The organism is Bacteroides sp. AF25-38AC (assembly GCF_003602995.1).
GTDB classification, from domain to species: domain Bacteria; phylum Bacteroidota; class Bacteroidia; order Bacteroidales; family Bacteroidaceae; genus Bacteroides; species Bacteroides uniformis.
Genome location: NZ_QTMD01000002.1, coordinates 239,880 through 264,403, shown reverse-complemented (window position 1 = coordinate 264,403; position 24,524 = coordinate 239,880). Strand labels below are relative to the sequence as shown.

Below are 24,524 nucleotides of genomic sequence, written 5' to 3'. Positions count from 1 at the left end.
GGAAATTAGAATCTGCATCGCAGCTCTATCCCTGCCTGCACGGGACGTCCTTTCTGCATAAATCCGTTCCCCATACTCTCGAAGTAGAAGGAGGCGTAATCCTTGTTGAGGGCATTGCGCACCCAGAAATCAATCTGCCCATGTCCTTTCTGGAAACTGATGCGTCCGTTCAGCGTGTCGTAGAAGGCTTGACTCACGGTATTCTTCTCGGTCCAGTAGATGCGTCCGGCACCGGTGTAGTTGGCGTTCAGCTGGATGCGGTCCAGCCAGTGCCCCGGACGGATGCGGAAGATGTACTGACCGCCCACGTTCATGGTATGCTTGGGAACAAAGGGTACGTACTTGCCGTTGTAGCTGATTTCCTGAAGCTCCCCATTCACTTTCTCGTTGGTGATGTAATCCTTAAAGGTGGCATAGGTATAACCATAACTTGCATTCAGCGTGAAGTCCGTAGCAACGGCAGCCGTCAAGGCAACCTCTGCCCCCTGGCTGCGGCTTTTGCCGGCATTTGCCGTTTCGCGTCCCAGTCCGCTTGGGGCGAAGCGTGAAATCTGCTGGTCGCGGGTTTCCAGCCAGAAGATGGCGGCGTCGGCATGCAGACGTCCGTCCAGCAGATTCAAGTGTGTTCCTATTTCGTAGTTCCAGGTCTGTTCGGGCTTGTAGACGGTGGCGGATTTTGCATCCGGATTCTCTCCCGCATCGGGGAAGTATTTGCCCACCAGCTCTTTGTAGGCATCCGGCACGTTGGGCATAATCGCCTCTTTGCTTTGCCGCATCATGTCATTCTTCAAACTGGATTGCAGCAGGTCGGAGAACATCTGCACATTGTAACCTCCCGAACGGTAACCTTTGCTGACCGTTGCATACACATTTCCTCTGTTTCGCGCAAAGTCATACTGCAAAGCAAACTTGGGCAACAGCTGAAGATAATCCTTATCAATGTTTCCTTGGTAGCGCGACTCTACGGTCAGCGCCGTCTCCGGCATCATCTCTATTTCGCGGATGACGACGTCGCCCCGCTTCATTTCTCCCTTGATGCCCACCTTGTAGTCCAGGCTGGTGCCGGAGTTGTAATCCATCTTCATACGCTCATAATCCAGGCGTAACCCGGCAGTGAACGACACTCCTTTCAGCCCGAATAAATCTCTGAAGGTGGATTGATGAAAGAGTGCCCCATTCAGCAGCGGAGTGTCGAAACTGCCCCCGATGGGCATGGTCCGGCTGCTGATGCCCAGTGAGGGCAGGATATTCATGCTCATGGACGGTCCCATCTCTACTTGTATTTGCGATGGGATGACACTGCCCAACATCTGGTTCAGCATCCCCATTCCGGCTTCCCTGAAAGTGACGGGAGCTTCCGTATTCAGCCATTGGTAGAAGCCGAAGGCGCCGGTGGTCCATTGCCAGTGGCTGCCGCTTTTACTCTTCAAGATGATTTCCTCGCTCAGTGCGTGGGAGCGTTGTTTCTGTTGCAGGGTATAGATGTCGTTGGCGGTGAAGTCTTGGTCTATGTCCATGCAGTCCTTTAGAAACTGGTAGCCGGTGACCATGCTCAACGTGAAGTGCTGTGCCTGGTATTCCAGGTTCAGACCCGTGTTCAGCAGGTTGCGGTAGTAGTTGCTACGGGCGTTATTGGAGATTTTTCCGATGTAGGGCTTCAGCGGCTCGCTCTGTGCTTCGGGGGCCAGGCTGCCTTGGTAGAAATACGGGTAGCCACCCTGGTCGCTGTATTCGTAGTTGATGTTTAGGTCCACCTTCCAGTTGTCCGAGGGGAGGTAGATGGCGCGGATGCGTCCACCTGCCGATTGCCCCTTGTCCGCTTTCTCGTCCCTCACCGTGTTGCGGAAGAATCCTCCTTGATAATCGTAAAAACCTCCGGTGGAAAAGGCGAACCGTTCCGAAAGGCGGTGATAGTGGGTCAGCGAGGTATTATAGGCATTGTACGTACCTGCCCCCATGCGGAAGTCCGTCCCCTGGTAGGAGAAGGGCGATTTGGTGTGCACCTTAATCAATCCACCCATGGCATTGCGCCCGTAGAGCGTGCCCTGCGGACCGCGTAGCACGTCGATGCGCTCTACGTCGGCATAGCTGAAGTCGAAGGCTGACTTGTCTATATAAGGTATATTGTCTACATAAAGTCCTACGGAGGGAGTGTTGATGCGCGAGCCGATGCCGCGGATATAGACTGCCGAAGTCAGTCGCGAGCCGTAGTCGGGGATAAACATATTGGGCACTACGGATGTCAGATTCTTGATGGAGTTCACCTGTGCGTTCTGCATGTCCTGCTGCGAAAGCAGGGTGACGGCGGCGGGCTGCTCGCGCAGTTTCCGGTTTTCTTTGGGGGCGGCAATGACGGTTATTTCCTCTACATCCACCACTTTCAAGGTGTCTGCCTCTTCGGCAAGTACGTTGCCGGTTGCCAGGAGGCAGAAGATACCGGTCAAAATTCTATATCTATTCATAAACTGTTTTTTTAGCGCCTGCAAAGTAAAGGGATTCTTGCGGAAGGGACAATCCTCATTTATTAGGATTTCGTTCCTGGAGTGCTAATCTTAAATCGTTCCATCATGCGAAAAATATCGTTCCTCCGTGGGGTAAAAATCGTTCCACCATGGTGGAACGATTTTTACCCCACGGAGGAACGATTAGATGTTAGCACATTAGCACACTAATTGGGGCGAAGTTTTTCTGAAAAGACTTCGCTTCTGATGTATCCGGTTGTAGGATTATATTCTGTCCGCTTCCACATATCCGTGCATCACGGCATAGATAGTCAGCCCGGACACGGACTTGATACCCAGCTTCTCGGTGATATTCTTGCGGTGTGAGATGACGGTGGTCAGGCTGATGTTCAGTTTGTCGGCAATCTCCTTGTTGATGAGACCTTTGGTAATCAGCACCAGCACTTCTATTTCGCGGGCGGAAAGGTCGTGCCCGGCGGCTGTATTTATTGCCATATCCGAGTGTCTGGCGGGTGCCGGCTTTCCGTGGTTTTGTCTGTATTGGTTTCCGTATTGGCGCAGCTGCAGAATGTTTTTTGCCAGATTTTGTTCGTCCTGATAGATGTTTAGCGTCGGCATGCCCGACAGTTGGGGGACGGTTTCACCATTGACCAGCACAATGGTTTTGGGCTTGCGCTCCAGAAAGAAAGCGGTATGCTCGAAGTAAATCTGTGAAGAGATGAAATAATGCACATACATGTCAGGCGTATCATCCATCAGTTCGCCAAAGGAACGGAAAGAGCGGATGATGGCTGTCGGGATGATTTCCTCCAGCAAGTTCTGCAGTCCCAGACAGGAGAGGGTGTTGGAGTCGACGATTGCTATTTCAGGAGTCATTCTCGTTTTTTTGTTTCTGCAAAAATACGGATTATTTTTTAGGGTTTGTCTGTGCGGGGCTGCAAAATGAAAAATTCTCCTATGCAGAACTATTCTCCCTCTCCTTTTGGGGAACGGGGAGTGTCTCCTTTCGCATATTGGCTGGGGCTGACATTGAAATATTTCTTAAAGACTTCCCGGAAGTATTTCCCATCGCAGAAACCGGTTCTTTCTGCTACTTCAGTCACGGAATATTTCCCTTCTTTCAACAGCTCAGCAGCATGTTTCAAACGGATATTCCGTACGAAATCTGCCGGTGCCTGGCCGGTCAGCGCTTTCAGTTTACTGTAGAAGCTGGTACGGCTCATGTTCAGGAGCGAGCACAATACGTCTACTGTGAAATCGGGATTATCCATGTTCTCCTCGATATGTCTCTTTACATTCGACATGAATTTCCAGTCGAGACTGTTGGAGCAAGTGGTAGTTGTGGAGGGCTCTTCTTCTGTATTGATTTCCAAATCCGCATATCTCTTGCGCAGCAATGCGCGGTTGGCAAGCAGGTTGGCAATGCTGGCTTTCAGTATGTTTATGCTGAAAGGTTTTACAATATATTCGTCCGCACCGATATGGAGTCCTTCGAGAATGTTCTTTTCATCTCCTAGTGCCGTCAGCAGTACTACCGGGATGTGGGATGTTTCAATATCGTTCTTGATGGCGATGCATAATTCGTCGCCTCGCATTTCCGGCATCATGATGTCGGAAAGAATCAGTTCCGGCCAGAATTGTTTTACAATGGTCAGCGCTTCCTTGCCGTTGTTGCATACTTGTACATTGTAAATCGGGGAGAAGGACTGAAAGAGGTAGCTGCGCAGCTCGTCATTGTCTTCCACAATCAGGATGCGCTGCAGTTTGTCATTGTCTTCTTCAGTACGGAGTTCCCCGGCTAGTTTCAAGGGAGCGGTGGGGACATCCGGTTCGTGGATGCTCTTCTTATCCTTGACGGACAACGTGAAGCTCTTGAACTGTTCTTTCTCTTTGGGAAGGGTGATTCTGACAGTAGTCCCTTGATGTTCAGTGCTCTCGATATAGATTTTTCCGTTGTGCAGGCTTACCAGCTTCCGTACCAGCATCAGGCCGATGCCGCTTCCCGTTATCTTGGAGTTGATGGCATTTGTTCCACGGAAGTGCATCTTGAACAGTTTTCTTTGTTCTTTGGCGGGAATTCCTATTCCATTGTCCTTGACTTCCAGCCTCCAGGAGCTTTTCATGTCATAAACAGAAATGAGTATATCGCCATTTTGGGGAGTATACTTCAGAGCATTGGATATGACATTTTCCAGGATAGAGTCCATCTTCTCTTTGTCGAACCATACATTCATGTAGCTGAAATTGCTTTCGTATCTGAAAGTGATATGTTTTATGGTGGCATAGGTCTGGAAATTGTTGTATATCTCCTTGATGTAAGTATTCAATTCATATTCTGCTATGTACAGATGAGGGGAATATACTTCTGCCCGTTCAAAGTTTATCAGATTGGTAGTCATGCGCAGGAGGGAGTTGACATTTCTCAGTGCCATGTGCATATTGTTGGTCTCGGCTTCGTTCAGTGTCTTGTTTTCAAGCATTTCTTCCAGAGGTGCCTTTATCAGTGTCAATGGCGTGCGGATATCATGCGCGGTATTGACAAAGAAACGGGTTTTCTCATCGGATATCTTTTTCTGTTTTCTCAGTGCCATGACACGGAAACCGACAACGGACATCAGTACTGTCAGCAGGACATAGCAGGCTATGGCCCAAAAACTGAACCAGACGGGGCGCGCAATGCTGATGTCGATGCTTCGCTCTTCAAAGTATAGATACGGCTCTTCCTTGGATACCGCCCGTATGTAAAGTTTGTAATCGCCCGAGGCAAGGTTGGTGAAGCGGAGATGCCCTTCTTCACCCAGGCGGTTCCAGTCATCGTAAAAGCCTTCCAGCTTCCAGTAGAAAGCGACATTGTCCGGCGCGTCATAATTGATGGATGAAATGCTGAGGGAAAAAGTGTTCTGGTTATATTTCAGCTTTAACCGGTCTGTCTGGTTGATGTTTTCCTTCAAGGGGGAATTCGGACTGCCGGGAAAGACAGTCTGATAGAGTATCTGAAAATCGCTGAGTATCATAGGAGAGTAGATGTACTTGGGCAAACGGGTTCCTTCGGGGAACTCGATGGCTCCGTCTGTGCTGCCAAAGACAAAACCCTTGTTCTTGCGTAGCGTTCCGGAAGAGGCACTGAAGCAGGAGGACATCAGCCCTTGCTCTTTGGTCCAGTTGTGGAATGTCTTCTCCGTAGGGTGGAAACTGCTGATTCCGTTTTCGGTACTCATCAGGATATGCCCGTCCGACTCGGGGAGTATGGTGTAGATGTTGTTTGAAATCAAGGCACAATTGTCCTTGTGATAATGCTTGAACGTATTGTCCTTTGCGTTGTAGACAACCACTCCGGAGCCGTTTGTTCCTATATATAAAGAGAGGTCTTCCGCTTGGTAAAGTGTGTTGATGTAGGTCGTCTCTTCCTGCAAGGCGACATATTGGAATCTACCCGACTCTTTGTCCAGCAGATACAGTCCGGCACTTGTCCCAATCCACATGTGTCCGTCGTCCTTTTCTGTAATGGCGGTGACGGAATTTATTCCGGGATACAGACGGACGGAATTCAGGGACAAATCGAAGCACTTCAGATTATAGAACCCTCCGGACCAGATATATCCTTTGGAGTCTTTTACAATGTCGCGGATATACTTGTCAGGACGAATGTTGTCCGGATTGAGCAGGTAAGGGGAGAAATATTCTACCGAGAGTGTCCTTTTATTTATTTTGTATACTCCCGAAGTATATCCTCCTGCCCAAATAATGCCGGGTGATACCTCGCATAGCGTAATGAAGATGTGATTCTTGTTTTTCAGTTGATGGTCGAAGGAGCTCAGGAATGAATGCCACTGCCCGGTTTTCGATTGATAAAGGCTGATTCCGTTGCTTGTTCCGAACCATAGGTCTCCGTCACTGTCTTCAATGACAGAGTGTACCTGATCGTTGACCAGCGATTGTCTGTTTCCGATGGAATGCTTTATCCAGTTATAGTTTTTGTACCGGTTGTCTATAATGGTAATCCCTTCCGGGTAGTTGGCTATCCATATCCGCTTTTCTTCATCAATATAAATGTCATTGATGTTATTGCTGTTCATCTCATTGTAACTTTTGTAGCTGGAGGTGATGTACGGTTCCGAGATGCACGAGTTCACATTGATTTTGTGTATGCCCATACCTTCTGTCGCTATCAATAGCTCTGTCCGGTTCAGAGGTCTGATTCGGGCAATGTTTACATCGCTCAAATCCGTATTGGAGTGTATAATCCGTTGTTGCCGTATGTCGTAGGCAAAAACTCCTTTTTCAAAAGTACCGATGAAAAGTCTTTGTGATTCTTGATGGAAATGGAGTGCACTGATTTGTGCCTGGATTTTGTCAAGAGGTTCAAGAGGGACAATCTGCAATGCTTCGTTTTCGAGTTTGACGTATCGCACTCCCTTGTTGGTGGCCATGAAGAAGTGGTCGTTGTCCACTTGTTCGATACTTGTAATGCTACTTTTCAGTTCATTGGGCATTTGATGGGTCTCTCCGGTTTGTGTGTCGTAAAGAGCGATACTGTATCTGCTGCACAGCCAAATCCTATGATTGTGGTCCATATAGCCGTAGCTGATATTGACCGGTGTCTTGGGCAGTTTATATACTTTATTGAACACATCGTGTTCTTGGTTGTATTGAAAAATGCGGCCGGCTTTACCTATGACCCATAACTTCCCCTTCTCTTCAAAATACAACCAGCCGAGATGGATGGGGGAACTCGATTCTTTGTTTTCTCCTATTAATTTATAATGTTTGATGTCTTTTCCATTGTACCGGTCTATGCCTTCGTTGGTGAGGAACCACATGTAACCTATCGAATCCTTTTGAATGTCGAAGATTCTGCGGTTACTCAATCCGTTTTCTACTCCTATGTATTTATAAGTTTGCGCCGTGGCAATGAGGGGTAAAAGGAATAGAAAGCATACAATGTTTATGATGAATCTCATATAAATATTTATCTATAAATACAATATAACAACATGCGTGTGATAATAGTTTACAAATTAAACGAGAAAAAGTGAGATTTCAAAATTTAAATGTCAATATTGCAGCTTAACCAAGGAATGCCTTTGCAGCTTCTGCACACCGTTCGCCGTCAATCCCGGCAGAAACGATGCCTCCGGCATATCCGGCGCCTTCTCCGCAAGGGAACAATCCTTTTATACGTACATGTTGCAGTGTTTCCTTGTCTCTTGTTATGCGTACCGGTGCCGATGTGCGGGTTTCCACTCCAATCATTGTCGCCTCGTTCGTCAATAACCCCCGGCTGTATTTCCCGAATAGCTGGAAACCTTTGCTCAGGCGTTCTGCAATGAAAGAGGGCATCCAGAAGTGGAGAGGTGAGGATACCAAGCCTGGTGCGTATGAGGTTTCCGGCAGGTCGTAGCTTAGTTTCTTCTTGGTGAAGTCCACCATTCTCTGTGCCGGTGCTGTCTGCTTCATATTGCCTTGTTGCCAGCAGAGGTACTCTAGATACTCTTGAAAATGCATCATACTCAATGGAGAATTGGCAGTTGACAATTGACAATTGGCTGCGCTGTCGTGCTGCATAGCAATTGTAAATTGTAAATTGTCAATAGTAAATTGCTCCAAGTCTTCCGGGCGTAGCTCTACCACCATTCCCGAATTGCTCCAACGGGAACCGCGGTTGCTGGGACTCATCCCGTTGACTACAATCTGCTCGGGACCGCTGGCGGCGGGCACAACGAAGCCGCCGGGACACATGCAAAAGCTATATACTCCTCGTCCGTCCACCTGGTTTACAAAGCTATATTCGGCGGCAGGCAGATATTTTCCCCGTCCGTTCCGGTTGTGATATTGTATTTGGTCTATCAAGGTGGCGGGGTGTTCCAGTCGTACGCCTACGGCAATGCCTTTAGCTTCAATCTCTACATTGTTGGCGGCAAGCCAGCGGTATACGTCCCGGGCAGAGTGACCGGTGGCAAGTATCACCGGGCCAAGGAAAGTCTTGCCGGTATTTGTTTCAATGCCTTTGATTTCATCCTTCTCTATGAGTAGGGCGTCCATGCGTGTTTCAAAGTGGACTTCGCCACCGCACTGGATGATAGTGTTCCGCATGTTTTCAATAACACGCGGCAGTTTGTCCGTACCTATGTGCGGATGTGCATCTACCAGTATGGAAGTGGAGGCTCCATGTTGACAGAAGACATTCAGAATCTTGTCTACATTGCCGCGCTTTTTGCTGCGTGTGTACAGCTTGCCATCCGAGTAGGCTCCGGCACCTCCCTCTCCGAAGCTGTAATTGGACTCCGGGTTGACGAGTTGCTGGCGGCTGATTTGCGCCAAGTCTTTCTTGCGTTCCCGTACGTCCTTTCCACGCTCCACAATGACGGGGCGCAGACCGAGCTCTATCAGTCGCAGGGCGGCGAAGAGTCCTCCGGGACCGGCGCCTACCACTACTACTTGGGGCTTTCCTTCTACATTATTATATAAGGTATGTTGATATTCGTCCTCTTTCGGCATTTCGTTCAGATATGCCCGTACGTTGAGGTTGATATAGATTGTCCGTTGGCGGGCATCGATACTGCGCTTCAAGATACGCGCTGCGGTTATCTCCCGTGCATTCAGTCCTTTTTCGTGTATTAAGTACTCTTTCAGGCGTTGCTCGTTTGCCGCTACTTCGGGCAATACGCGTAGTTGGTATTCTTGTATCATAACGATTATCCGAATAAGGCACGGAATGCCTCTTCTACCTTCCGTACCGGTATTAATTCTATTTTTATCTTTTGGGTATTGAGTCCCTGCATATTATACTTGGGAAGTATAAAACGCTTGAAGCCAAGTTTCTCTGCTTCTCCGATGCGCTGCTCAATGCGGTTTACCGGGCGTATCTCTCCCGACAGACCTATTTCTCCTGCCATGCACACCTCTGGCTCTATGGCCGTGTCCATGTTGCTGGAGAGGATGGCGCTGATGACGGCAAGGTCTATTGCCGGGTCGTTCACTTTCAATCCGCCGGCAATATTGAGAAATACATCTTTCTGTGCCAGTTTGAAGCCTACACGTTTTTCCAATACGGCCAGCAGCATATTCATGCGGCGGATGTCGAACCCTGTGGCAGAGCGTTGTGGGTTACCATATACGGCACTGCTGACCAATGCCTGCGTCTCGATGAGGAACGGTCTGATGCCTTCTATCGCGGAGGCGATGGCTATGCCGCTCATACCTTCATGGTCCTGGCTCAGCAGTAGTTCGGATGGGTTGCTCACCTGCCGTAATCCATCTTGCCGCATTTCGTAAATACCCAGTTCGGCAGTGCTTCCGAAGCGGTTCTTGATGCTACGCAGGATGCGGTACATGTAGTGCTGGTCGCCCTCGAACTGGAGTACGGTATCCACGATATGTTCCAGTACCTTGGGGCCGGCTATGCTTCCTTCCTTATTAATATGCCCGATGAGGATAACCGCCGTATGCGTTTCCTTGGCAAAGCGCAGGATGGAGGCGGAACATTCCCGTACTTGGGCGATGCTTCCCGGCGACGATTCAAGGGTTTCGGTAGAAATCGTCTGTATGGAGTCGATGATGACGATGTCCGGGCGGATGTTCTTGATATGGACGTAAATCTGTTCCAGGGAAGTTTCGCATACGATGAGGCAATCACTGGAAGCACTTGTCAAGCGGTCGGCACGCAGTTTCAATTGGCGGGTACTTTCTTCGCCGGAGACGTAGAGGATGCGTTTTTCCGGTATGCGGAGTACGGTTTGTAGCACCAGGGTGGATTTCCCGATGCCCGGTTCGCCGCCAATCAAAACAAGAGATCCTTGTACAAGGCCACCACCTAGTACCCGGTTCAGTTCGGCATCATGGAGGTCGATGCGCGGTTCGTCATCGGCTACAATTTCATGGAGGGTTATGGGTTTGGCTTTGGCGGTCTCTATGCCCGATACGGGACGCTTGTTCACCACTTCTTTCCGTACCACCTCTTCCACATACGTGTTCCACATTCCGCACGACGGACACTTGCCTACCCATTTGGGAGAGTCTTGTCCGCAGTTGCTGCATACATAAACCGTCTTCTCTTTAGCCATAGTTGTGCATTCTCTTCTAAAATGATTGCCCAAAGGTACAATTTTTCGATGCAGGGCTTGCAGACTCCCATAGAGTTTTTTTATTTTTGTGAGTAGAAAACAATAACATGTTATAAAAGCCATGATAGAAGATATTCTTGCATACAACAAGCGTTTTGTAGCCGAGAAGGGGTATGAGAAATACATCACGAATAAATACCCGGATAAGAAGATTGCCATCCTCTCTTGTATGGATACCCGTTTGACCGCTTTACTGCCGGCAGCCTTGGGCATCAAGAACGGCGATGTGAAGATGATAAAGAATGCGGGTGGAATCATTTCACATCCGTTCGGTAGTGTCATTCGTAGCCTGATGGTGGCCATTTACGAGTTGGGCGTGACGGAAGTGATGGTTATTGCCCACTCCGATTGCGGTGCGTGCCACATGAGCAGCGCCCAGATGATAGAGCATATGAAGGCCCGGGGCATCAAGCAGGAGACGATTGATATGATTCGTTTCTGCGGAGTGGATTTCGAGTCTTGGCTGTATGGATTCGAAGATACGGAGAAATCGGTAAAGGGTACGGTGGAAGCTATTATCAATCATCCGCTGATACCGAATGATATCAATGTCAGCGGTTTCATAATAGATTCTGTGACGGGAGAATTGACCCCGGTGCAGTGATAGTTGTGCTTCACACGGTAATTTCCCCTGCCAGCGGTCGTCCCATCAGTTCGCGTATTTCGGCAGGCGGATAATCGTGCCCCAGAAGGAACATCAGCTTGGTTACGGCAGATTCCGTTGTGCTGTCATATCCGCAGACAACTCCTGCCTGCATCAGTTGGTAACCGGTTTCATAGCGCTCCATTTCAACAGTGCCGGCACTGCATTGGGTGACGTTGACAATGATGATGCCTTGTTCGCAGGCATCATGCAGGCGGCGTAGAAACCATTCCTTTCGGGGAGCGTTGCCGGAACCGTAGGTTTCGAGGACTACGGCCTTCAGTCCTTTAGTGGCAAGTATGGCTGCCACGACATTTTCCTGAATACCTGGAAAAAGCTTCAGTATGGCGATGTTGGTATCAAGCAGATAATGAGGCTCCAGTTCGTGGGGAGTGCCGTGCGTATGAATTTGCACATTATTATATTTAATATGTATACCGGCGGAAGCGAGTACCGGATAATTGAAGGAACGGAAAGCATTGAAGTTCTCCGCGTTCATTTTGGTGGTACGGTTGCCGCGCATCAGGTGGTTTTCGAAGAAGATGCAGACTTCGGGTACGATGGGCTGTCCGTTGGAGTGGCGGTCGGTGGCTATTTCGATGCTGGTCAGCAGGTTTTCCTTGCCGTCTGTGCGGAGCACGCCAATGGGCAGTTGCGAGCCGGTTAGGATGACGGGCTTGTTCAGCCCTTCAAGCATGAAGCTGAGTGCAGAAGCTGTGTAGGCCATGGTGTCTGTGCCATGCAGGATGACGAAGCCTGTATATTGGTTGTAGTTGTTGCTGATGATGCGTACCAGTTTGCGCCAGGCATCGGGGTCCATGTCCGAGGAATCCATGGGCGGGTCGAATTGATAAGTGTCGATACGGAACGCAAATCTCTGAAGTTCGGGAACATGTTTCTGCAACTGCTCGAAGTTGAAGCTTTCCAGGGCGCCGGTTTCTGCATTCTCTATCATTCCGATAGTTCCACCGGTGTATATTAGCAAAACGGAAGTATTTTCTGGGTTCATGCGCACTTTTCTTTCATGTTTTCCATGCAAATATAATGATATATATTGAGAGTGATAGCAAAATGTTAGAAAAGAATAAACGGATATACAGAAAAAAGGTATGGAAAGTGTGAAAGTGTAAGCCGTAAGTTGTGCATATTTCTTGCCTTTTTAGAGGCTTTCTGTATTTTTATCGCAAAAAAGTCGCAAAAAGTGATAGATTGAATGTTTTTATTGTTACTTTTGCAACACTTATCATAAATGATAGAAACAAGAGACTATGAACAAGTACTATCAACATACAGTCACATCCATGTGGACCATGACCCTTAGGGGTTAGGGATAGTATTTTGTGTTTCTACGTGTTACACCATTTTCAAGCAGTTTTTCCATTTAATTAAAGTCAATGCAAGCCGTAGCAGCTTGTTTCCGACACATTGTATCAACCATCTCAACAATATAAAGAGAAATGAAAGTAATGAAATTCGGCGGAACGTCCGTAGGTTCCGTGAACAGTATTTTGAGCGTCAAGAGAATTGTAGAAGCAGTCGATGAACCGGTTATCGTGGTGGTGTCCGCATTGGGCGGCATCACGGACAAGTTGATAAACACCTCTAGAATGGCGGCAGCCGGTGATGCTTCTTACGAGAATGAGTTCCGGGAGATTGTCTACCGTCATGTGGAAATGATTAAGGAAGTGATTCCGGCAGGCGAGGTGCAGGTTGCCTTGCAACGCCAGATTGGTGAGCTGCTCAACGAGCTGAAGGACATCTTTCAGGGCATTTATCTGATAAAGGACCTTTCGCAGAAGACGTCCGATACGATTGTGAGCTATGGCGAACGTCTTTCATCTATCATCGTTGCCCAGTTGACGGGAGCGGAGTGGTTTGACTCACGCAAGTTTATCAAGACGGAAAAGAAGCATTCCAAGCATGTGCTGGATACGGAGCTGACAAATTCGTTGGTGCGCGAGACATTCAGCAGCCTGCCCAAACGCGTATTGGTTCCGGGTTTTATCTCCACAGACAAAATGACGGGAGAGGTAACGAACCTGGGTAGAGGTGGCTCTGACTATACGGCGGCAATCATTGCTGCTGCACTGGATGCCGACAGTCTGGAAATCTGGACGGATGTAGACGGATTCATGACAGCTGACCCGCGTGTGATTTCCAGGGCATACACTATCAATGAATTGAGCTATGTGGAAGCTACGGAGCTTTGTAACTTCGGTGCGAAAGTGGTCTATCCGCCTACAATCTATCCGGTTTGCCACAAGAATATCCCCATTCTGGTGAAGAATACCTTCAATCCGGAGGGTGTGGGAACTGTCATCAAGCGAGAGGTTTCCGACCCGCAAAGCAAGGCCATCAAGGGTATTTCATCCATCAATGATACGAGCCTGATTACAGTGCAAGGCCTTGGTATGGTAGGTGTCATCGGTGTGAACTACCGTATCTTCAAGGCGCTGGCAAAAAATGGCATCAGTGTATTCCTTGTGTCCCAGGCTTCTTCGGAGAATTCAACGTCTATCGGTGTGCGCAATGCGGATGCCGACCTGGCTTGCGAGGTGCTGAACGAGGAGTTTGCCAAAGAGATAGAGATGGGAGAGATTTCTCCTATTCAGGCAGAAAAGAACCTGGCTACCGTGGCCATCGTAGGCGAGAACATGAAGCATACACCGGGTATTGCCGGAAAGCTGTTCGGTACGTTGGGGCGTAACGGTATCAATGTGATTGCTTGTGCGCAGGGTGCTTCGGAAACCAACATCTCGTTTGTAGTGGACAGCAAATCATTGCGCAAATCGCTGAATGTCATCCATGATTCTTTCTTCTTGTCGGAATATCAGGTACTGAATCTTTTTATCTGCGGCATAGGAACCGTAGGCGGCAGCTTGATAGAGCAAATCCACAGCCAGCGCCAGAAGCTGATGCAGGAGAACGGCCTGCAGCTGAATGTAGTGGGCATTGCCGATGCAAACAAAGCCATGTTCAGCCGCGAAGGTTTCGATTTGGGACGTTTTCGTGAAGAACTGCAGGAGAAGGGAAAGGACAGCTCTCTGGAAACGCTGCGTAATGAGATTATCGGTATGAACATCTTTAACTCTGTCTTTGTGGACTGTACGGCAAGTGCAGGCGTGGCTTCCCTTTACAAGGACTTGCTGCTGCACAATGTTTCGGTAGTGGCTGCTAACAAGATTGCTGCTTCTTCCGAATACGAGAACTACCGTGAACTGAAACAGATTGCCCGCCAACGCGGTGTGAAGTACTTGTTTGAAACCAATGTAGGCGCCGGACTCCCCATCATCAATACCATTAACGACCTTATCCATAGCGGTGATAAGATATTGAAGATTGAAGCCGTGCTGAGCGGTACGTTGAACTATATCTTCAATAAAATCAGTGCCGACATTCCTTTCAGCAAGACCATTAAGATGGCGCAGGAGGAACGTTACTCCGAGCCCGATCCGCGTATCGACCTCAGCGGAAAGGATGTTATCCGCAAACTGGTGATTCTGGCACGCGAGGCCGGTTACTGTTTGGAACAGAGCGATGTTGAGAAGAACCTCTTTGTGCCCGATGACTTCTTTGAAGGCTCCCTGGATGACTTCTGGAAGAAAGTGCCGAGCCTCGATGCCGATTTCGAAGCCCGCCGCAAGGTGTTGGAAGCCGAGAACAAGCATTGGCGTTTCGTAGCCAAACTGGAAAATGGCAAAGCATCTGTCGGTTTGCAGGAAGTCGGCGCCAACCATCCGTTCTACGGGCTGGAAGGCAGCAATAACATCATCCTGCTGACCACGGCACGTTATAAGGAATATCCGATGATGATACAAGGCTACGGAGCCGGTGCGGGTGTAACGGCTGCGGGGGTATTTGCGGATATTATGAGCATTGCAAACGTTTAATCCAAATCGTAATATAGAAAGATGAAACACATCATTATATTGGGTGATGGTATGGCCGACTGGCCCGTGAAGGCTCTGGGAGGCAAAACCTTGCTGCAGGCGGCTACAACTCCCTATATGGACAAGCTGGCACGCATGGGACGTGTGGGAAGGCTGGTGACGGTGGCCGAGGGATTTCATCCCGGCAGTGAGGTGGCGAATATGTCCGTTCTGGGCTATAACCTGCCGAAGGTGTACGAAGGCCGCGGTCCATTGGAGGCGGCGAGTATCGGTGTGGACTTGCAGCCGGGTGAGATGGCGATGCGCTGCAACATTATCTGCATCGAGGGAGACAATATCAAGAATCATTCTGCCGGGCACATTACTACAGAGGAAGCGGATGTGCTGGTAAAATACCTTCAGGAGCATTTGAGTGATGACCGCGTGCATTTCCATACGGGCGTGCAATACCGCCATCTGCTGGTAATAAAAGGAGGGGACAAGCGCATTGACTGTATGCCGCCCCACGATGTCCCTTTGAGGCCTTTCCGTCCGTTGATGGTGAAGCCGATGGAGGGTACGGAGAATATTTCGGTCCCCGAAGGCGGTGCAGAGCTTACTCCGAAGCAGACTGCCGATTTGATTAATGATTTGATTTTCCGTTCGCAAGTGTTGCTGGAAAACCATCCGGTCAACATGAAGCGGAAGGCCGAGGGTAAGGACCCTGCCAATAGCATCTGGCCGTGGAGTCCCGGTTATCGTCCGCAGATGGAGCGCCTTTCAGACAAGTTCCCGCAGGTGAAGCGTGGTGCTGTGATTTCTGCCGTGGATTTGATTAACGGCATCGGCTACTATGCCGGATTGCGGCGCATCACCGTAGAAGGTGCGACGGGGCTTTATGATACCAACTATGAGAATAAGGTGGCTGCCGCCCTTGATGCATTGCGGACGGATGATTTTGTCTACCTGCATATCGAGGCCAGTGATGAGGCCGGTCACGAAGGAAATGTCCCCTTGAAGATTATGACGATTGAGAATCTGGACAGCCGTGCCGTAGGTCCTATCTACGAGGCTGTGAAGGATTGGGAGGAACCCGTTGCTATCTCCGTATTGCCCGACCATCCCACTCCCTGCGAACTCCGTACGCATACGGCCGAACCTATCCCGTTCCTCATTTGGCATCCGGGTATCGAGGCTGACGAAGTACGGACATTTGATGAAGTGGCAGCCTGCGAAGGCAGTTACGGACTGATGAAAGAAGACGAGTTTATTAATGAATTTATGAGTTCCACCACAGAGTAACACAGAGTTTCACGGGGTTTTATTTATAGAGAATTCTGTGAGACTCTGTGGTGAATAAAAAAATACCGCAATGAAATATTATAGCACCAACAAACAAGCCCCCGAAGCCACTCTTGAAGAGGCCGTGGTAAAGGGGCTTGCCGCAGACAAGGGGCTTTTCATGCCCTTTACAATCAAAACTCTGCCACAAGAGTTTTACGATAGCATCGATACACTCAGCTTTCAGGAGATAGCCTATCGCGTGGCAGATGCTTTCTTTGGCGAGGATGTTCCTGCCGATACGCTGAAACAGATTGTTTATGACACACTCAGTTTCGATGTCCCTCTGGTCCGGGTGACGGAGAATATTTATTCGCTTGAGCTGTTCCATGGTCCGACGCTTGCCTTTAAGGATGTAGGCGGTCGCTTCATGGCGCGTTTGCTGGGATACTTTATCAAGAAAGAGGGCAAGAAGCAAGTCAATGTGCTTGTTGCTACCTCCGGTGATACGGGCAGTGCCGTTGCCAATGGCTTCCTCGGTGTGGAAGGCATACACGTCTATGTGCTCTACCCGAAGGGAAAAGTCAGTGAAATCCAGGAGAAACAGTTCACTACCTTAGGGCAGAATATCACGGCTATTGAGGTCGATGGTACGTTCGACGATTGCCAGGCTTTGGTTAAATCCGCTTTTATGGACCGCGAGCTCAACGAACATCTGCAACTGACCAGTGCCAATTCCATCAACGTGGCGCGTTTCTTGCCGCAGGCATTCTATTACTTTTATGCCTATGCTCAACTGAAACGTGCCGGCAAGGGAGGCAATGCCGTCGTGTGTGTACCCAGCGGTAACTTCGGCAATATCACTGCCGGCCTCTTCGGCAAGCGTATGGGACTGCCCGTGGAACGCTTTATCGCTTCCAATAACCGCAATGATATCTTCTTCCAATATTTGCAGACGGGTGTTTATACGCCGCGTCCCAGTATTGCCACCATTGCCAACGCGATGGATGTGGGCGACCCGAGCAACTTTGCCCGTGTACTCGACCTTTACGGAGGCAGCCATGCCGCCATCTCTGCCGAAATCAGCGGTGCCACTTATACCGACGAGCAGATTGCCGAAACCATGCGGGAAGTGTGGAAGAAGGACCATTACCTGCTCGACCCGCACGGAGCCTGCGGCTTCCGGGCCCTGGCCGAAGGACTGAAACCCGGCGAAACGGGCGTATTCTTGGAAACGGCCCATCCGGCGAAGTTCAAGGATACAGTGGAGAAGATTATCGGTGAAGCCGTAGAAATACCTGCCAAGCTTCAGGCCTTTATGCGCGGCGAGAAGAAGAGCCTGCCAATGTCGAAGGATTTTGCAGACTTCAAGCAATATCTGATGCATGTATAAAGAATGGGACGTCCGTAAAGAAAAACACCGGATTGCTTGACATTGCCTTTCGGATGTTGTATCTTTGTAACTGCAATCTTAGTTCAGATTCAATTTTAAATTAGCATAAAAGGAGAGGCGTCGCTTCTCCTTTTTTGTTGTGTTCTTCCGTCACTTCATTAGCCAAAGCTTAGGGTTTACTCTCCTAAACCGGTGCTTTACAGATTTAATCCTCCACTTCAGCAAGCGGAATGGCAGGCATTTGCTTGGAAAATCCCGGCGGTTTTGACGAAAAGCTCGGATGTTTTTGACGAAAAGTCCGGATGTTTCGGATGAAAAGCTCCGAGCTTTCGGATGATATGTTCAGCGCTGACAGATGGTGTGTCGAGGATAAACGGATGATATGTTCGGGACGGATACATGGTTTGTTCCGGCTATATGAACGGACGATCATGCGTCTGTTCCGTTAATCTTCCATAAATCTGCTCTTGACAAGATTGGCTGCTTTATTCTGTATCGGGTTCTTCCCGGATGATGTTTATCATGCTGCCCAACTTATGATGGTTGTTCCATAGCACAAGCACTTCAATCTTCCGGAGACTGTGCCGGTAAAGAAGCGTATAGTCGGGATGCGGAATGATGTACCGTATGTTCTCTGCTTCGGTGGGCTGTCCGATAAACGGATTCAGCGTGACACGGTACAATGCATTTTGGAACAAGGTGTACAGAGTCCCGCCACACCGTTTGTTGCCATCTCTTTCTTGCGAGGAAATCAGCAGGTCCTTCAGAGCTTCTTTGGCGAGGGGCGACCAGATTATTTGTTTAGCCATGCCTTCACCTCCTTACTGATTGTGACGTCCTCTTGTCCTTCTCCCTCATCCAGTTGCCGGCAGGCTTTCTTAAGGTCATGGCGTAGCCGGGTGGAGAATGCGAGGACTTGCTTTGTTTGCTGGGACGATTGCTCTTCTTTAACTTTTGCCATAACGTTATCTCCTTTTCCCTTAAAACATTTCAAAGTAATGAATTGTTTGAGGGGAAAAATACGAAGCTGATGAAAGATAAGAAACTGGAAGCCAATCTCAGTATGGTTGCGTCGCGCGTCATGGCGGGGTTGAATATGAATGGATTGAAATTTCTGCTCCCTTTGTGGCTGGGTGCATTGACGGGTGTCACGGTGCGTTGTGTCTTTGCTGCCGTGGCATTTTGGATAACAAGCTGGTTTGTAAAGGAGGCACCGGCCACAAAGCGGCAACGGATAGGGCTGTTCTGTCTGGGAGCCTTCGGACTCTACGGATTCATGTTCTGCTATCTGCTGGGCATCAGCAAGACGACTCCGGTTTCCAGTGCCATCTTCAACTCTATGCAACCCATTTGGGTCTTTCTGATATCCGTCTTTTTCCTGCACGAAAAGGCTACGCTGATGAAGATTATCGGTATAGCGCTGGGTTTTGGCGGTGCGTTGCTGTGCATCCTTACGCAAGGCAGTGACGACTTGGCGCACGATGCATTTACGGGAAACATGTTCTGCATGGTAAGTTCGCTGGTCTTTGCCGTTTACCTGATTGTGAGCAAGAAATTGCTGGAAGAGGTCGGGGTAGTGACGATGATGAAGTACATCTTTGGCGGTGCGGCAGTAATGGGATTGATAGTGTCGTCCATTATAGGCTGGGATGCACCCTTGCTTACGGATGCCTTGCATGGGAAGTGGCACTGGGTGCCGTGGGCGGTGTTGGCGTTTGTGCTGGTTTTCCCTACTTACCTCAGTTACTTTCTGGTTCCGGTGGGCTTGAAGTATCTCAAGACGACGGTTGTAGCCATGTACAGCTATCTGATACTGGTGGTGACTACCGTTGTTTCCCTCACCTTGGGGCAAGACCGTTTCAGTTGGACGCAAGCCGCTGCCATTGCCATGATTTGTATCAGCGTGTACTTTGTTGAAGTGGCGGAAGCGAAGAAGTAGTGACGAATACCAGGTATTCCCCTTCCGCTTCGATGGTGAATTCTGTACTGGTGCATTCGTTGAGTGTGCCTTGCCACCAGTTGGTGAAATCGCTGAGGGGATAGACCAGTCCTTTGTCATGCAGACCGTGTGCAGTGAAGTTGATGATGGATACTTGCTGTCCGGGATGGCTTGGGAAGGTGCGGGTACCCCGGCAGGGGATGAAGATGCCGTAATCGGTATAGGTACGTACATCGGCTCCGGCGCGGAGATAGTCGATGAGCAGGCTGATATTTCCCAGGGTATGGTCTTCACGCTTTCCCGTGGCACCGATGATGGCGATGCGGCGTTTACCTTGCGCCAGCAGGAAATTGACGGCTTTGGTCTGGTCGTTGGTTTCCTGGTCGCTGATGCGGTGCAGGATATGTCCGAACTTCCGGCGGTTTTCATCACTGAGGGAGTCACCGTCGCCGATGATTACGTCGGGAGTATGGCCCCGGCGGATGTATTCGTCCGCTCCGCCGTCGCAACAGACCACGTAAGGCGCTTCTGCCAATATCTTTAAAGGTAGGGGACTTGCAGGATATTCCCCATTCGCCAAAACTACGGCATCAATAGTTAATAATTGCTCGTTGCTCGTTGATAGTTCGTTTTTCATATCTTTCTTAATCCCTAATCTCTAATCCTTCATCCTTGTTCATCATTTTCCTCCATTTGAAGTAGCCAAAGATAGCTATAATTGTATAAAGGCCGTATAGTCCGGCCGTAAAATCGAGTCCTTTGTAGATGTACAGCCCGGTGCTCACTACATCCACCGCAATCCATGCCCACCATTGCTCTACATATTTCCGTGCCAGCATCCACATGCCGGCTATGCTCAGTGCGGTGGTGAAGGAGTCCAGCCAGGGCACATTGCTGTCCGTGAAGTTTATCAATATCCAGGCAATGCCAAGCAGAGCGGCGATGAATACGGCAGTAAGTGGCAGCCGATAGCGCGCCGGCATATGGGTGATAGGAAGTTCCAGTTTTTGTTCTTCTGTTCTTGTGTCCTCTCCTTTCTGTCCTGCACCTTTCCGCCGCAAGATAGTCCGGCGCAGAAATGCTCCGTACTTCCACATCATCCAGCCGTAGATGGCAGCACCCAGATAATAGATGTTGATGCCGAAATCTGCATACAACCCCGCATCATAGTAGACAAAAATATAGACGGCAGGCATAATGATGCCCGCTATCCAAAGATAAATGCTTGCCCGGTACTCCAACCAGAGATAGAGAATCCCGACCACAGTGCCTATAATCTCAAGAGTATGTTCCATCAGAAATTGATTGCTATATGTCCCAATACATTCGTTCCCGCCTGGGCAGCGTAGCCGGCATAGTTGTAACGGACTTTTCCTCCGTTGTCGTCGTGATAGTATCCGCTGCCTGCGTATCCGTTGTTTTCGTATTCTTCATTGAACAGATTGTAGATGGTGCACCCTATGGTTACCGACTTTACTTTAGGCAACTTGAAGGTATAGGACAGATTCAGGTTGCTTACGAAATAAGCATCCAGCGTGCACTCCTCTTGCTTGGCGTTACTCATGTATTGCTTGCTGATATATTGTGACTGCAACGAGGCCTCGAATCCCTTGAACGTATAGCCCAGGCGGTTGTTCAGTATGAAGTCGGGAGAGAATGCGATGGGGGTATCCCCGTGTTTGATGACCCATGCCTCCGACCCGGCCTCCTCGTTTTCAAAAAGAGTTTCGGTAAAGTTCTGCACACGGTTCTTGCTGAGTGTGGCATTGATGTCCCATTGGAAACCGCAGTCCAGCCGGATGCCTGCCATCAGCTCGATACCCATGCGGTAGCTGTCGGGCACGTTGCTGGCCATGGCTTCGCCTATCTCGTTCAGCTCCCCCGTCAGTACCAGCTGGTCTTTATAGTCCATATAGTAGAAGTTGGCACCCGCATGGAGCCATGAGTTGGCGAAGGTATATCCCAGTTCGTAGTCGAACAAGCGCTCAGCCTTGGGATGTTCGGTGAAGTAGCCGTCGGTGTAGTTGTTGCGCGTAGGCTCTTTATGGGCTACGCTGAACGAACCGTATAGGCGGTGGTTGCGGTCGATTTGCCAGGACAGTCCGGCTTTCGGGTTGAAGAAGTCGAAGTCTTCGTCAATGTCCAATTTTTGCATTCCCGGAGTGGTGGCAGTCCAGTTGTACTTGTCGTTCAGTCCGTTTATCTTGTAGTTGATGTGGCGGTATTGCAGGTCGAGGTAGGCGCTGAGGCCGCTTACCAGTTCATAATTGGTTTTCAGATAAATATTTCCGTCATTCTTTGTGGCGTTGTTGCGGTAGTAGTCGTGGTCGGGATTCAGTTCGCCGATATAGTTCTTTACCCAAAGCACTTTTCCGAAGTGGTCGCCGTCATAGCGGTTCAGTGCACCGCCTAGCGAGGCATGCAGACGGTCGGCTTTGTAGCTTACGGAGAAGATTCCGCCGCCAAACCAGTTGTCCATTGCCTTCTTGCGGATAAGGTCGCTTACTTCTACCTTGCCGCCGTTGTATTCGAAAGGCGACATGCCGTACTCTGCCAACGAGCGTTCGCCTTTATATTCCTGGTAGTACCCGTCGCCTTTGGTGTAGTGCAGGCCGATATTCAGATTCCATTGCGAGGTGAAATTGTGGTTGAACAGCAACTGGTAATTCTTCTGCGTATAGTTGTCGGTCTGGTCGTCATAGAAATGCAGTGCACCTCCTTCGTCCGTGAGGTAATGCTTCTCGCCGTTGTCGTCTTTATAATATTCTTTGCTGTATACATGGCCGTCCCGGTCGGTGGCGTACATGAATCCGCAGGAATTGTAACGCCGTCCGTAACGTTCCATCTCCTCCTTGCTGGCATAGTTCCATGCGTGGTAAGTGCGCTCTTTGCCGGCAAAGGTTATCAGTTTGACGGAGGTATTGTCATTGTAGTATTCTCCTTGCAGATAATAGGAGTTCAGTCCCACAGACGCCCGGTCTATATACCCGTCCGTACTGATGTTGGAGAGCCGCGCATCGAACGACCAATGATTGTTGATGAGTCCCGTTCCCACTTTCACCGTCTCCTTGTGCGTATGGAAGGAGCCGTAGGAACCGTTGAATTCTGCATAGGGTTTCATGGAGAAATCACCCGTCTGCATGTTGATGCTGGCACCGAAAGCTCCTGCACCGTTCGTTGAGGTACCTGCTCCGCGCTGTACCTGCATATCCTTGACGGAGGAGGCGAAGTCCGGCAGGTTGACCCAGAATACCGTGTGACTCTCCGCGTCGTTGATGGGAATACCGTTGGCGGTGACGTTGATGCGTGTGCCGTCTGTTCCACGGACTCTCAGCGTGGTGTAACCCACCCCGGCACCGGCATCGCTGGTAGTAATGGCGGAGGGTGTCATACTCAACAGATATGGCAGGTCTTGTCCGAAATTCTGTTTTTTCAGTTGTTCTTTGCCTATATTGGTGAATGCCACCGGTGTGCTGCTTGTGGCACGTGTGGAGATGACTTCCACTTCCTGCAGGTTTATCACCCGCAGACTGTCTTGCTCTTGTGTCTGCGCACAGACACTCAGTGTTGCCGTCAGGAGGCAGGCCGCCATTGCATGTCTCTTCATTTGCAATTGTTTCGTTTAGATGAATACAGAAAAGGGGAACTTTTCTTCTTTTCCCTCCGCCGGCATTACCCGGATCAGGTTAATGGGTATGATCTCAGCCCGTCGTATTAGGGCACCCCTTAGTTGAAATCGGGAGCAAAAGTAGGAGTTTCCGTTGAAAAAGACAAGCTAAGTGAACGAAAATCAGAGTTATTTGTTAATTTTGTAGCGTTAATTTTAAAAATATAGTTATGTTATTATCCTTATTCATGGCAGCCTTTGCCGCCCAAACTGCTGACGATGGTTTCAGCAAGCTACAAATATTTCTTCAGCAATTGATAGATTGGAGTGTAAGTGCCGGTGGGCGTATCATTGGAGCCGTTCTAATCTTTGTGGTGGGGCGATTCTTAATATCCCTTCTTCGGAAAATGCTGGCGAGGTTATTGGCAAAAAGACATGTGGATGCCAGTATCCAGAGCTTTGTGAAAAGTTTGGTCAATATCTTGCTGACAATTCTGTTAATCATTGCCGTTATCGGCAAACTGGGAGTGGAAACCACTTCATTTGCCGCTCTGCTGGCATCTGCCGGTGTGGCTATCGGTATGGCACTTTCCGGAAACTTGCAGAACTTTGCGGGTGGACTGATTGTCTTGCTGTTCCGTCCTTTCAAGGTAGGTGACTGGATTGAAAGCCAGGGAGTGTCCGGAACGGTACGTGAAATTCAAATCTTCCATACGATTCTGACCACAGCCGACAATAAGGTAATCTATATCCCTAACGGTGCGTTGAGCAGTGGTACAGTAACTAATTACAGCCGTGAGGATACGCGTCGTGTAGATTGGGTAATCGGTGTGGAATACGGTGAAAATTATGATAAGGTGGAAGACACCGTGCGTCGTATCATCTCCGAAGACAGCCGTATCTTGAATACTCCCGAGCCGTTTGTGGCTCTTCATGCCCTGGATGCCAGCAGTGTGAATGTGGTGATTCGTGTTTGGGTGAAGAGCGGAGACTACTGGGGCGTTTATTTTGATATGAACAAGAAGATTTACTCCGTATTCAACGAGGAAGGTATCGACTTCCCATTCCCGCAGTTGACGGTGCATCAGGCGAAAGACTGAGTGGGCTACAAGTTTCAATTTACTAGCTATCAGCTACTATAAGTTACGGGCTACAAGTGTCCTGCATTATCATACTGCAGGACAACTTGTAGCCCGTAACTTAATAG

General features: G+C 49.3%; 17 protein-coding genes and 1 riboswitch. Of the genes, 6 read left to right on the top strand and 11 right to left on the bottom strand.

The window, feature by feature from the left end:
• Window positions 1-5: 5 nt before the first annotated feature.
• The 5 genes from DWY55_RS02640 to radA form a co-directional block, all read right to left on the bottom strand.
• Complete coding sequence (locus tag DWY55_RS02640) at window positions 6-2,462, bottom strand: TonB-dependent receptor (protein ID WP_117878727.1); 2,457 nt, start codon at window positions 2,460-2,462, stop codon at window positions 6-8.
• A 264-nt stretch (window positions 2,463-2,726) separates the two neighbouring features.
• Window positions 2,727-3,338, bottom strand: a complete 612-nt coding sequence (locus DWY55_RS02635) for a helix-turn-helix transcriptional regulator (RefSeq protein WP_005828517.1) — start codon at window positions 3,336-3,338, stop codon at window positions 2,727-2,729.
• 89 nt (window positions 3,339-3,427) lie between these two features.
• Window positions 3,428-7,423: a two-component regulator propeller domain-containing protein gene (locus DWY55_RS02630; RefSeq protein WP_120178006.1), complete on the bottom strand. Its 3,996-nt coding sequence runs from the start codon at window positions 7,421-7,423 to the stop codon at window positions 3,428-3,430.
• 106 nt (window positions 7,424-7,529) lie between these two features.
• Window positions 7,530-9,152, bottom strand: coding sequence for an NAD(P)/FAD-dependent oxidoreductase (locus DWY55_RS02625; RefSeq protein WP_005828513.1), 1,623 nt, complete (start codon window positions 9,150-9,152; stop codon window positions 7,530-7,532).
• A gap of 5 nt (window positions 9,153-9,157) precedes the next feature.
• Complete coding sequence (gene radA, locus DWY55_RS02620) at window positions 9,158-10,525, bottom strand: DNA repair protein RadA (protein ID WP_044467715.1); 1,368 nt, start codon at window positions 10,523-10,525, stop codon at window positions 9,158-9,160.
• Between the two features lie 121 nt (window positions 10,526-10,646).
• On the opposite strand from radA, the gene DWY55_RS02615 reads away from it, so the two are divergent.
• Window positions 10,647-11,189, top strand: a complete 543-nt coding sequence (locus DWY55_RS02615) for a beta-class carbonic anhydrase (RefSeq protein WP_005834976.1) — start codon at window positions 10,647-10,649, stop codon at window positions 11,187-11,189.
• A 10-nt stretch (window positions 11,190-11,199) separates the two neighbouring features.
• Here the strand turns inward: DWY55_RS02615 and DWY55_RS02610 are convergent, their stop codons facing one another.
• Entirely contained in the window at window positions 11,200-12,237 is a 1,038-nt protein-coding gene (locus tag DWY55_RS02610; RefSeq protein ID WP_005834979.1) for an asparaginase, read from the bottom strand.
• 448 nt (window positions 12,238-12,685) lie between these two features.
• Here DWY55_RS02610 and thrA point away from each other — a divergent pair, with 448 nt between their 5' ends.
• From thrA to thrC, 3 genes are all read left to right on the top strand, one after another.
• On the top strand, window positions 12,686-15,118 hold the full coding sequence (thrA, locus tag DWY55_RS02600; RefSeq protein WP_117681354.1) for a bifunctional aspartate kinase/homoserine dehydrogenase I: 2,433 nt from the start codon (window positions 12,686-12,688) through the stop codon (window positions 15,116-15,118).
• A 21-nt stretch (window positions 15,119-15,139) separates the two neighbouring features.
• Complete coding sequence (locus DWY55_RS02595; RefSeq protein WP_120178005.1) at window positions 15,140-16,399, top strand: cofactor-independent phosphoglycerate mutase; 1,260 nt, start codon at window positions 15,140-15,142, stop codon at window positions 16,397-16,399.
• A 70-nt stretch (window positions 16,400-16,469) separates the two neighbouring features.
• On the top strand, window positions 16,470-17,771 hold the full coding sequence (thrC, locus tag DWY55_RS02590; protein WP_016274204.1) for a threonine synthase: 1,302 nt from the start codon (window positions 16,470-16,472) through the stop codon (window positions 17,769-17,771).
• A 485-nt stretch (window positions 17,772-18,256) separates the two neighbouring features.
• On the opposite strand, the gene DWY55_RS02585 is transcribed toward thrC, so the two are convergent.
• Together DWY55_RS02585 and DWY55_RS02580 are read right to left on the bottom strand one after the other, a co-directional pair.
• The gene (locus tag DWY55_RS02585; RefSeq protein WP_005834986.1) at window positions 18,257-18,580 is read right to left on the bottom strand and encodes a type II toxin-antitoxin system RelE/ParE family toxin; all 324 of its coding nucleotides are present in this window, start codon (window positions 18,578-18,580) and stop codon (window positions 18,257-18,259) included.
• The gene (locus DWY55_RS02580) at window positions 18,565-18,732 is read right to left on the bottom strand and encodes a hypothetical protein (RefSeq protein ID WP_016274202.1); all 168 of its coding nucleotides are present in this window, start codon (window positions 18,730-18,732) and stop codon (window positions 18,565-18,567) included. Before DWY55_RS02580 ends, DWY55_RS02585 begins: the two co-directional genes overlap by 16 nt.
• Window positions 18,733-18,801: 69 nt before the next feature.
• Between DWY55_RS02580 and DWY55_RS02575 the strand changes: the two genes are divergently transcribed.
• Entirely contained in the window at window positions 18,802-19,710 is a 909-nt protein-coding gene (locus DWY55_RS02575) for a DMT family transporter (RefSeq protein WP_120178011.1), read from the top strand.
• Here the strand turns inward: DWY55_RS02575 and DWY55_RS02570 are convergent.
• From DWY55_RS02570 to DWY55_RS02560, 3 genes are read right to left on the bottom strand one after another with little or no spacing between them, the layout of a single operon-like run.
• On the bottom strand, window positions 19,670-20,347 hold the full coding sequence (locus DWY55_RS02570) for a thiamine diphosphokinase (protein ID WP_120178004.1): 678 nt from the start codon (window positions 20,345-20,347) through the stop codon (window positions 19,670-19,672). The two genes, DWY55_RS02575 and DWY55_RS02570, sit on opposite strands and share 41 nt — an antisense overlap.
• Before the next feature lie 7 nt (window positions 20,348-20,354).
• Window positions 20,355-21,005, bottom strand: a complete 651-nt coding sequence (pnuC, locus tag DWY55_RS02565) for a nicotinamide riboside transporter PnuC (RefSeq protein ID WP_120178003.1) — start codon at window positions 21,003-21,005, stop codon at window positions 20,355-20,357.
• Window positions 21,005-23,317, bottom strand: a complete 2,313-nt coding sequence (locus tag DWY55_RS02560; RefSeq protein ID WP_120178002.1) for a TonB-dependent receptor — start codon at window positions 23,315-23,317, stop codon at window positions 21,005-21,007. The genes pnuC and DWY55_RS02560 overlap by 1 nt, the downstream gene beginning before the upstream one ends.
• A 33-nt stretch (window positions 23,318-23,350) precedes the next feature.
• Window positions 23,351-23,447, bottom strand: a riboswitch (TPP riboswitch).
• A gap of 100 nt (window positions 23,448-23,547) precedes the next feature.
• Between DWY55_RS02560 and DWY55_RS02555 the strand changes: the two genes are divergently transcribed.
• A complete protein-coding gene (locus tag DWY55_RS02555; RefSeq protein WP_016274197.1) occupies window positions 23,548-24,417 on the top strand; it encodes a mechanosensitive ion channel family protein in 870 nt (289 codons plus the stop codon).
• Window positions 24,418-24,524 lie beyond the last annotated feature (107 nt).

Excerpts from the sequence above, each read along its gene's own strand:
- DWY55_RS02615 (WP_005834976.1), top strand. The coding sequence starts at position 10,647 with ATGATAGAAGATATTCTTGCATACAACAAGCGTTTTGTAGCCGAGAAG.
- DWY55_RS02575 (WP_120178011.1), top strand. The coding sequence starts at position 18,802 with ATGAAAGATAAGAAACTGGAAGCCAATCTCAGTATGGTTGCGTCGCGC.
- DWY55_RS02635 (WP_005828517.1), bottom strand. The coding sequence starts at position 3,338 with ATGACTCCTGAAATAGCAATCGTCGACTCCAACACCCTCTCCTGTCTG.
- DWY55_RS02630 (WP_120178006.1), bottom strand. The coding sequence starts at position 7,423 with ATGAGATTCATCATAAACATTGTATGCTTTCTATTCCTTTTACCCCTC.
- DWY55_RS02595 (WP_120178005.1), top strand. The coding sequence starts at position 15,140 with ATGAAACACATCATTATATTGGGTGATGGTATGGCCGACTGGCCCGTG.
- radA (WP_044467715.1), bottom strand. The coding sequence starts at position 10,525 with ATGGCTAAAGAGAAGACGGTTTATGTATGCAGCAACTGCGGACAAGAC.
- DWY55_RS02570 (WP_120178004.1), bottom strand. The coding sequence starts at position 20,347 with ATGAAAAACGAACTATCAACGAGCAACGAGCAATTATTAACTATTGAT.
- DWY55_RS02580 (WP_016274202.1), bottom strand. The coding sequence starts at position 18,732 with ATGGCAAAAGTTAAAGAAGAGCAATCGTCCCAGCAAACAAAGCAAGTC.
- DWY55_RS02560 (WP_120178002.1), bottom strand. The coding sequence starts at position 23,317 with ATGAAGAGACATGCAATGGCGGCCTGCCTCCTGACGGCAACACTGAGT.
- DWY55_RS02640 (WP_117878727.1), bottom strand. The coding sequence starts at position 2,462 with ATGAATAGATATAGAATTTTGACCGGTATCTTCTGCCTCCTGGCAACC.
- DWY55_RS02610 (WP_005834979.1), bottom strand. The coding sequence starts at position 12,237 with ATGAACCCAGAAAATACTTCCGTTTTGCTAATATACACCGGTGGAACT.
- DWY55_RS02585 (WP_005834986.1), bottom strand. The coding sequence starts at position 18,580 with ATGGCTAAACAAATAATCTGGTCGCCCCTCGCCAAAGAAGCTCTGAAG.
- pnuC (WP_120178003.1), bottom strand. The coding sequence starts at position 21,005 with ATGGAACATACTCTTGAGATTATAGGCACTGTGGTCGGGATTCTCTAT.
- DWY55_RS02625 (WP_005828513.1), bottom strand. The coding sequence starts at position 9,152 with ATGATACAAGAATACCAACTACGCGTATTGCCCGAAGTAGCGGCAAAC.
- DWY55_RS02555 (WP_016274197.1), top strand. The coding sequence starts at position 23,548 with ATGTTATTATCCTTATTCATGGCAGCCTTTGCCGCCCAAACTGCTGAC.
- thrA (WP_117681354.1), top strand. The coding sequence starts at position 12,686 with ATGAAAGTAATGAAATTCGGCGGAACGTCCGTAGGTTCCGTGAACAGT.
- thrC (WP_016274204.1), top strand. The coding sequence starts at position 16,470 with ATGAAATATTATAGCACCAACAAACAAGCCCCCGAAGCCACTCTTGAA.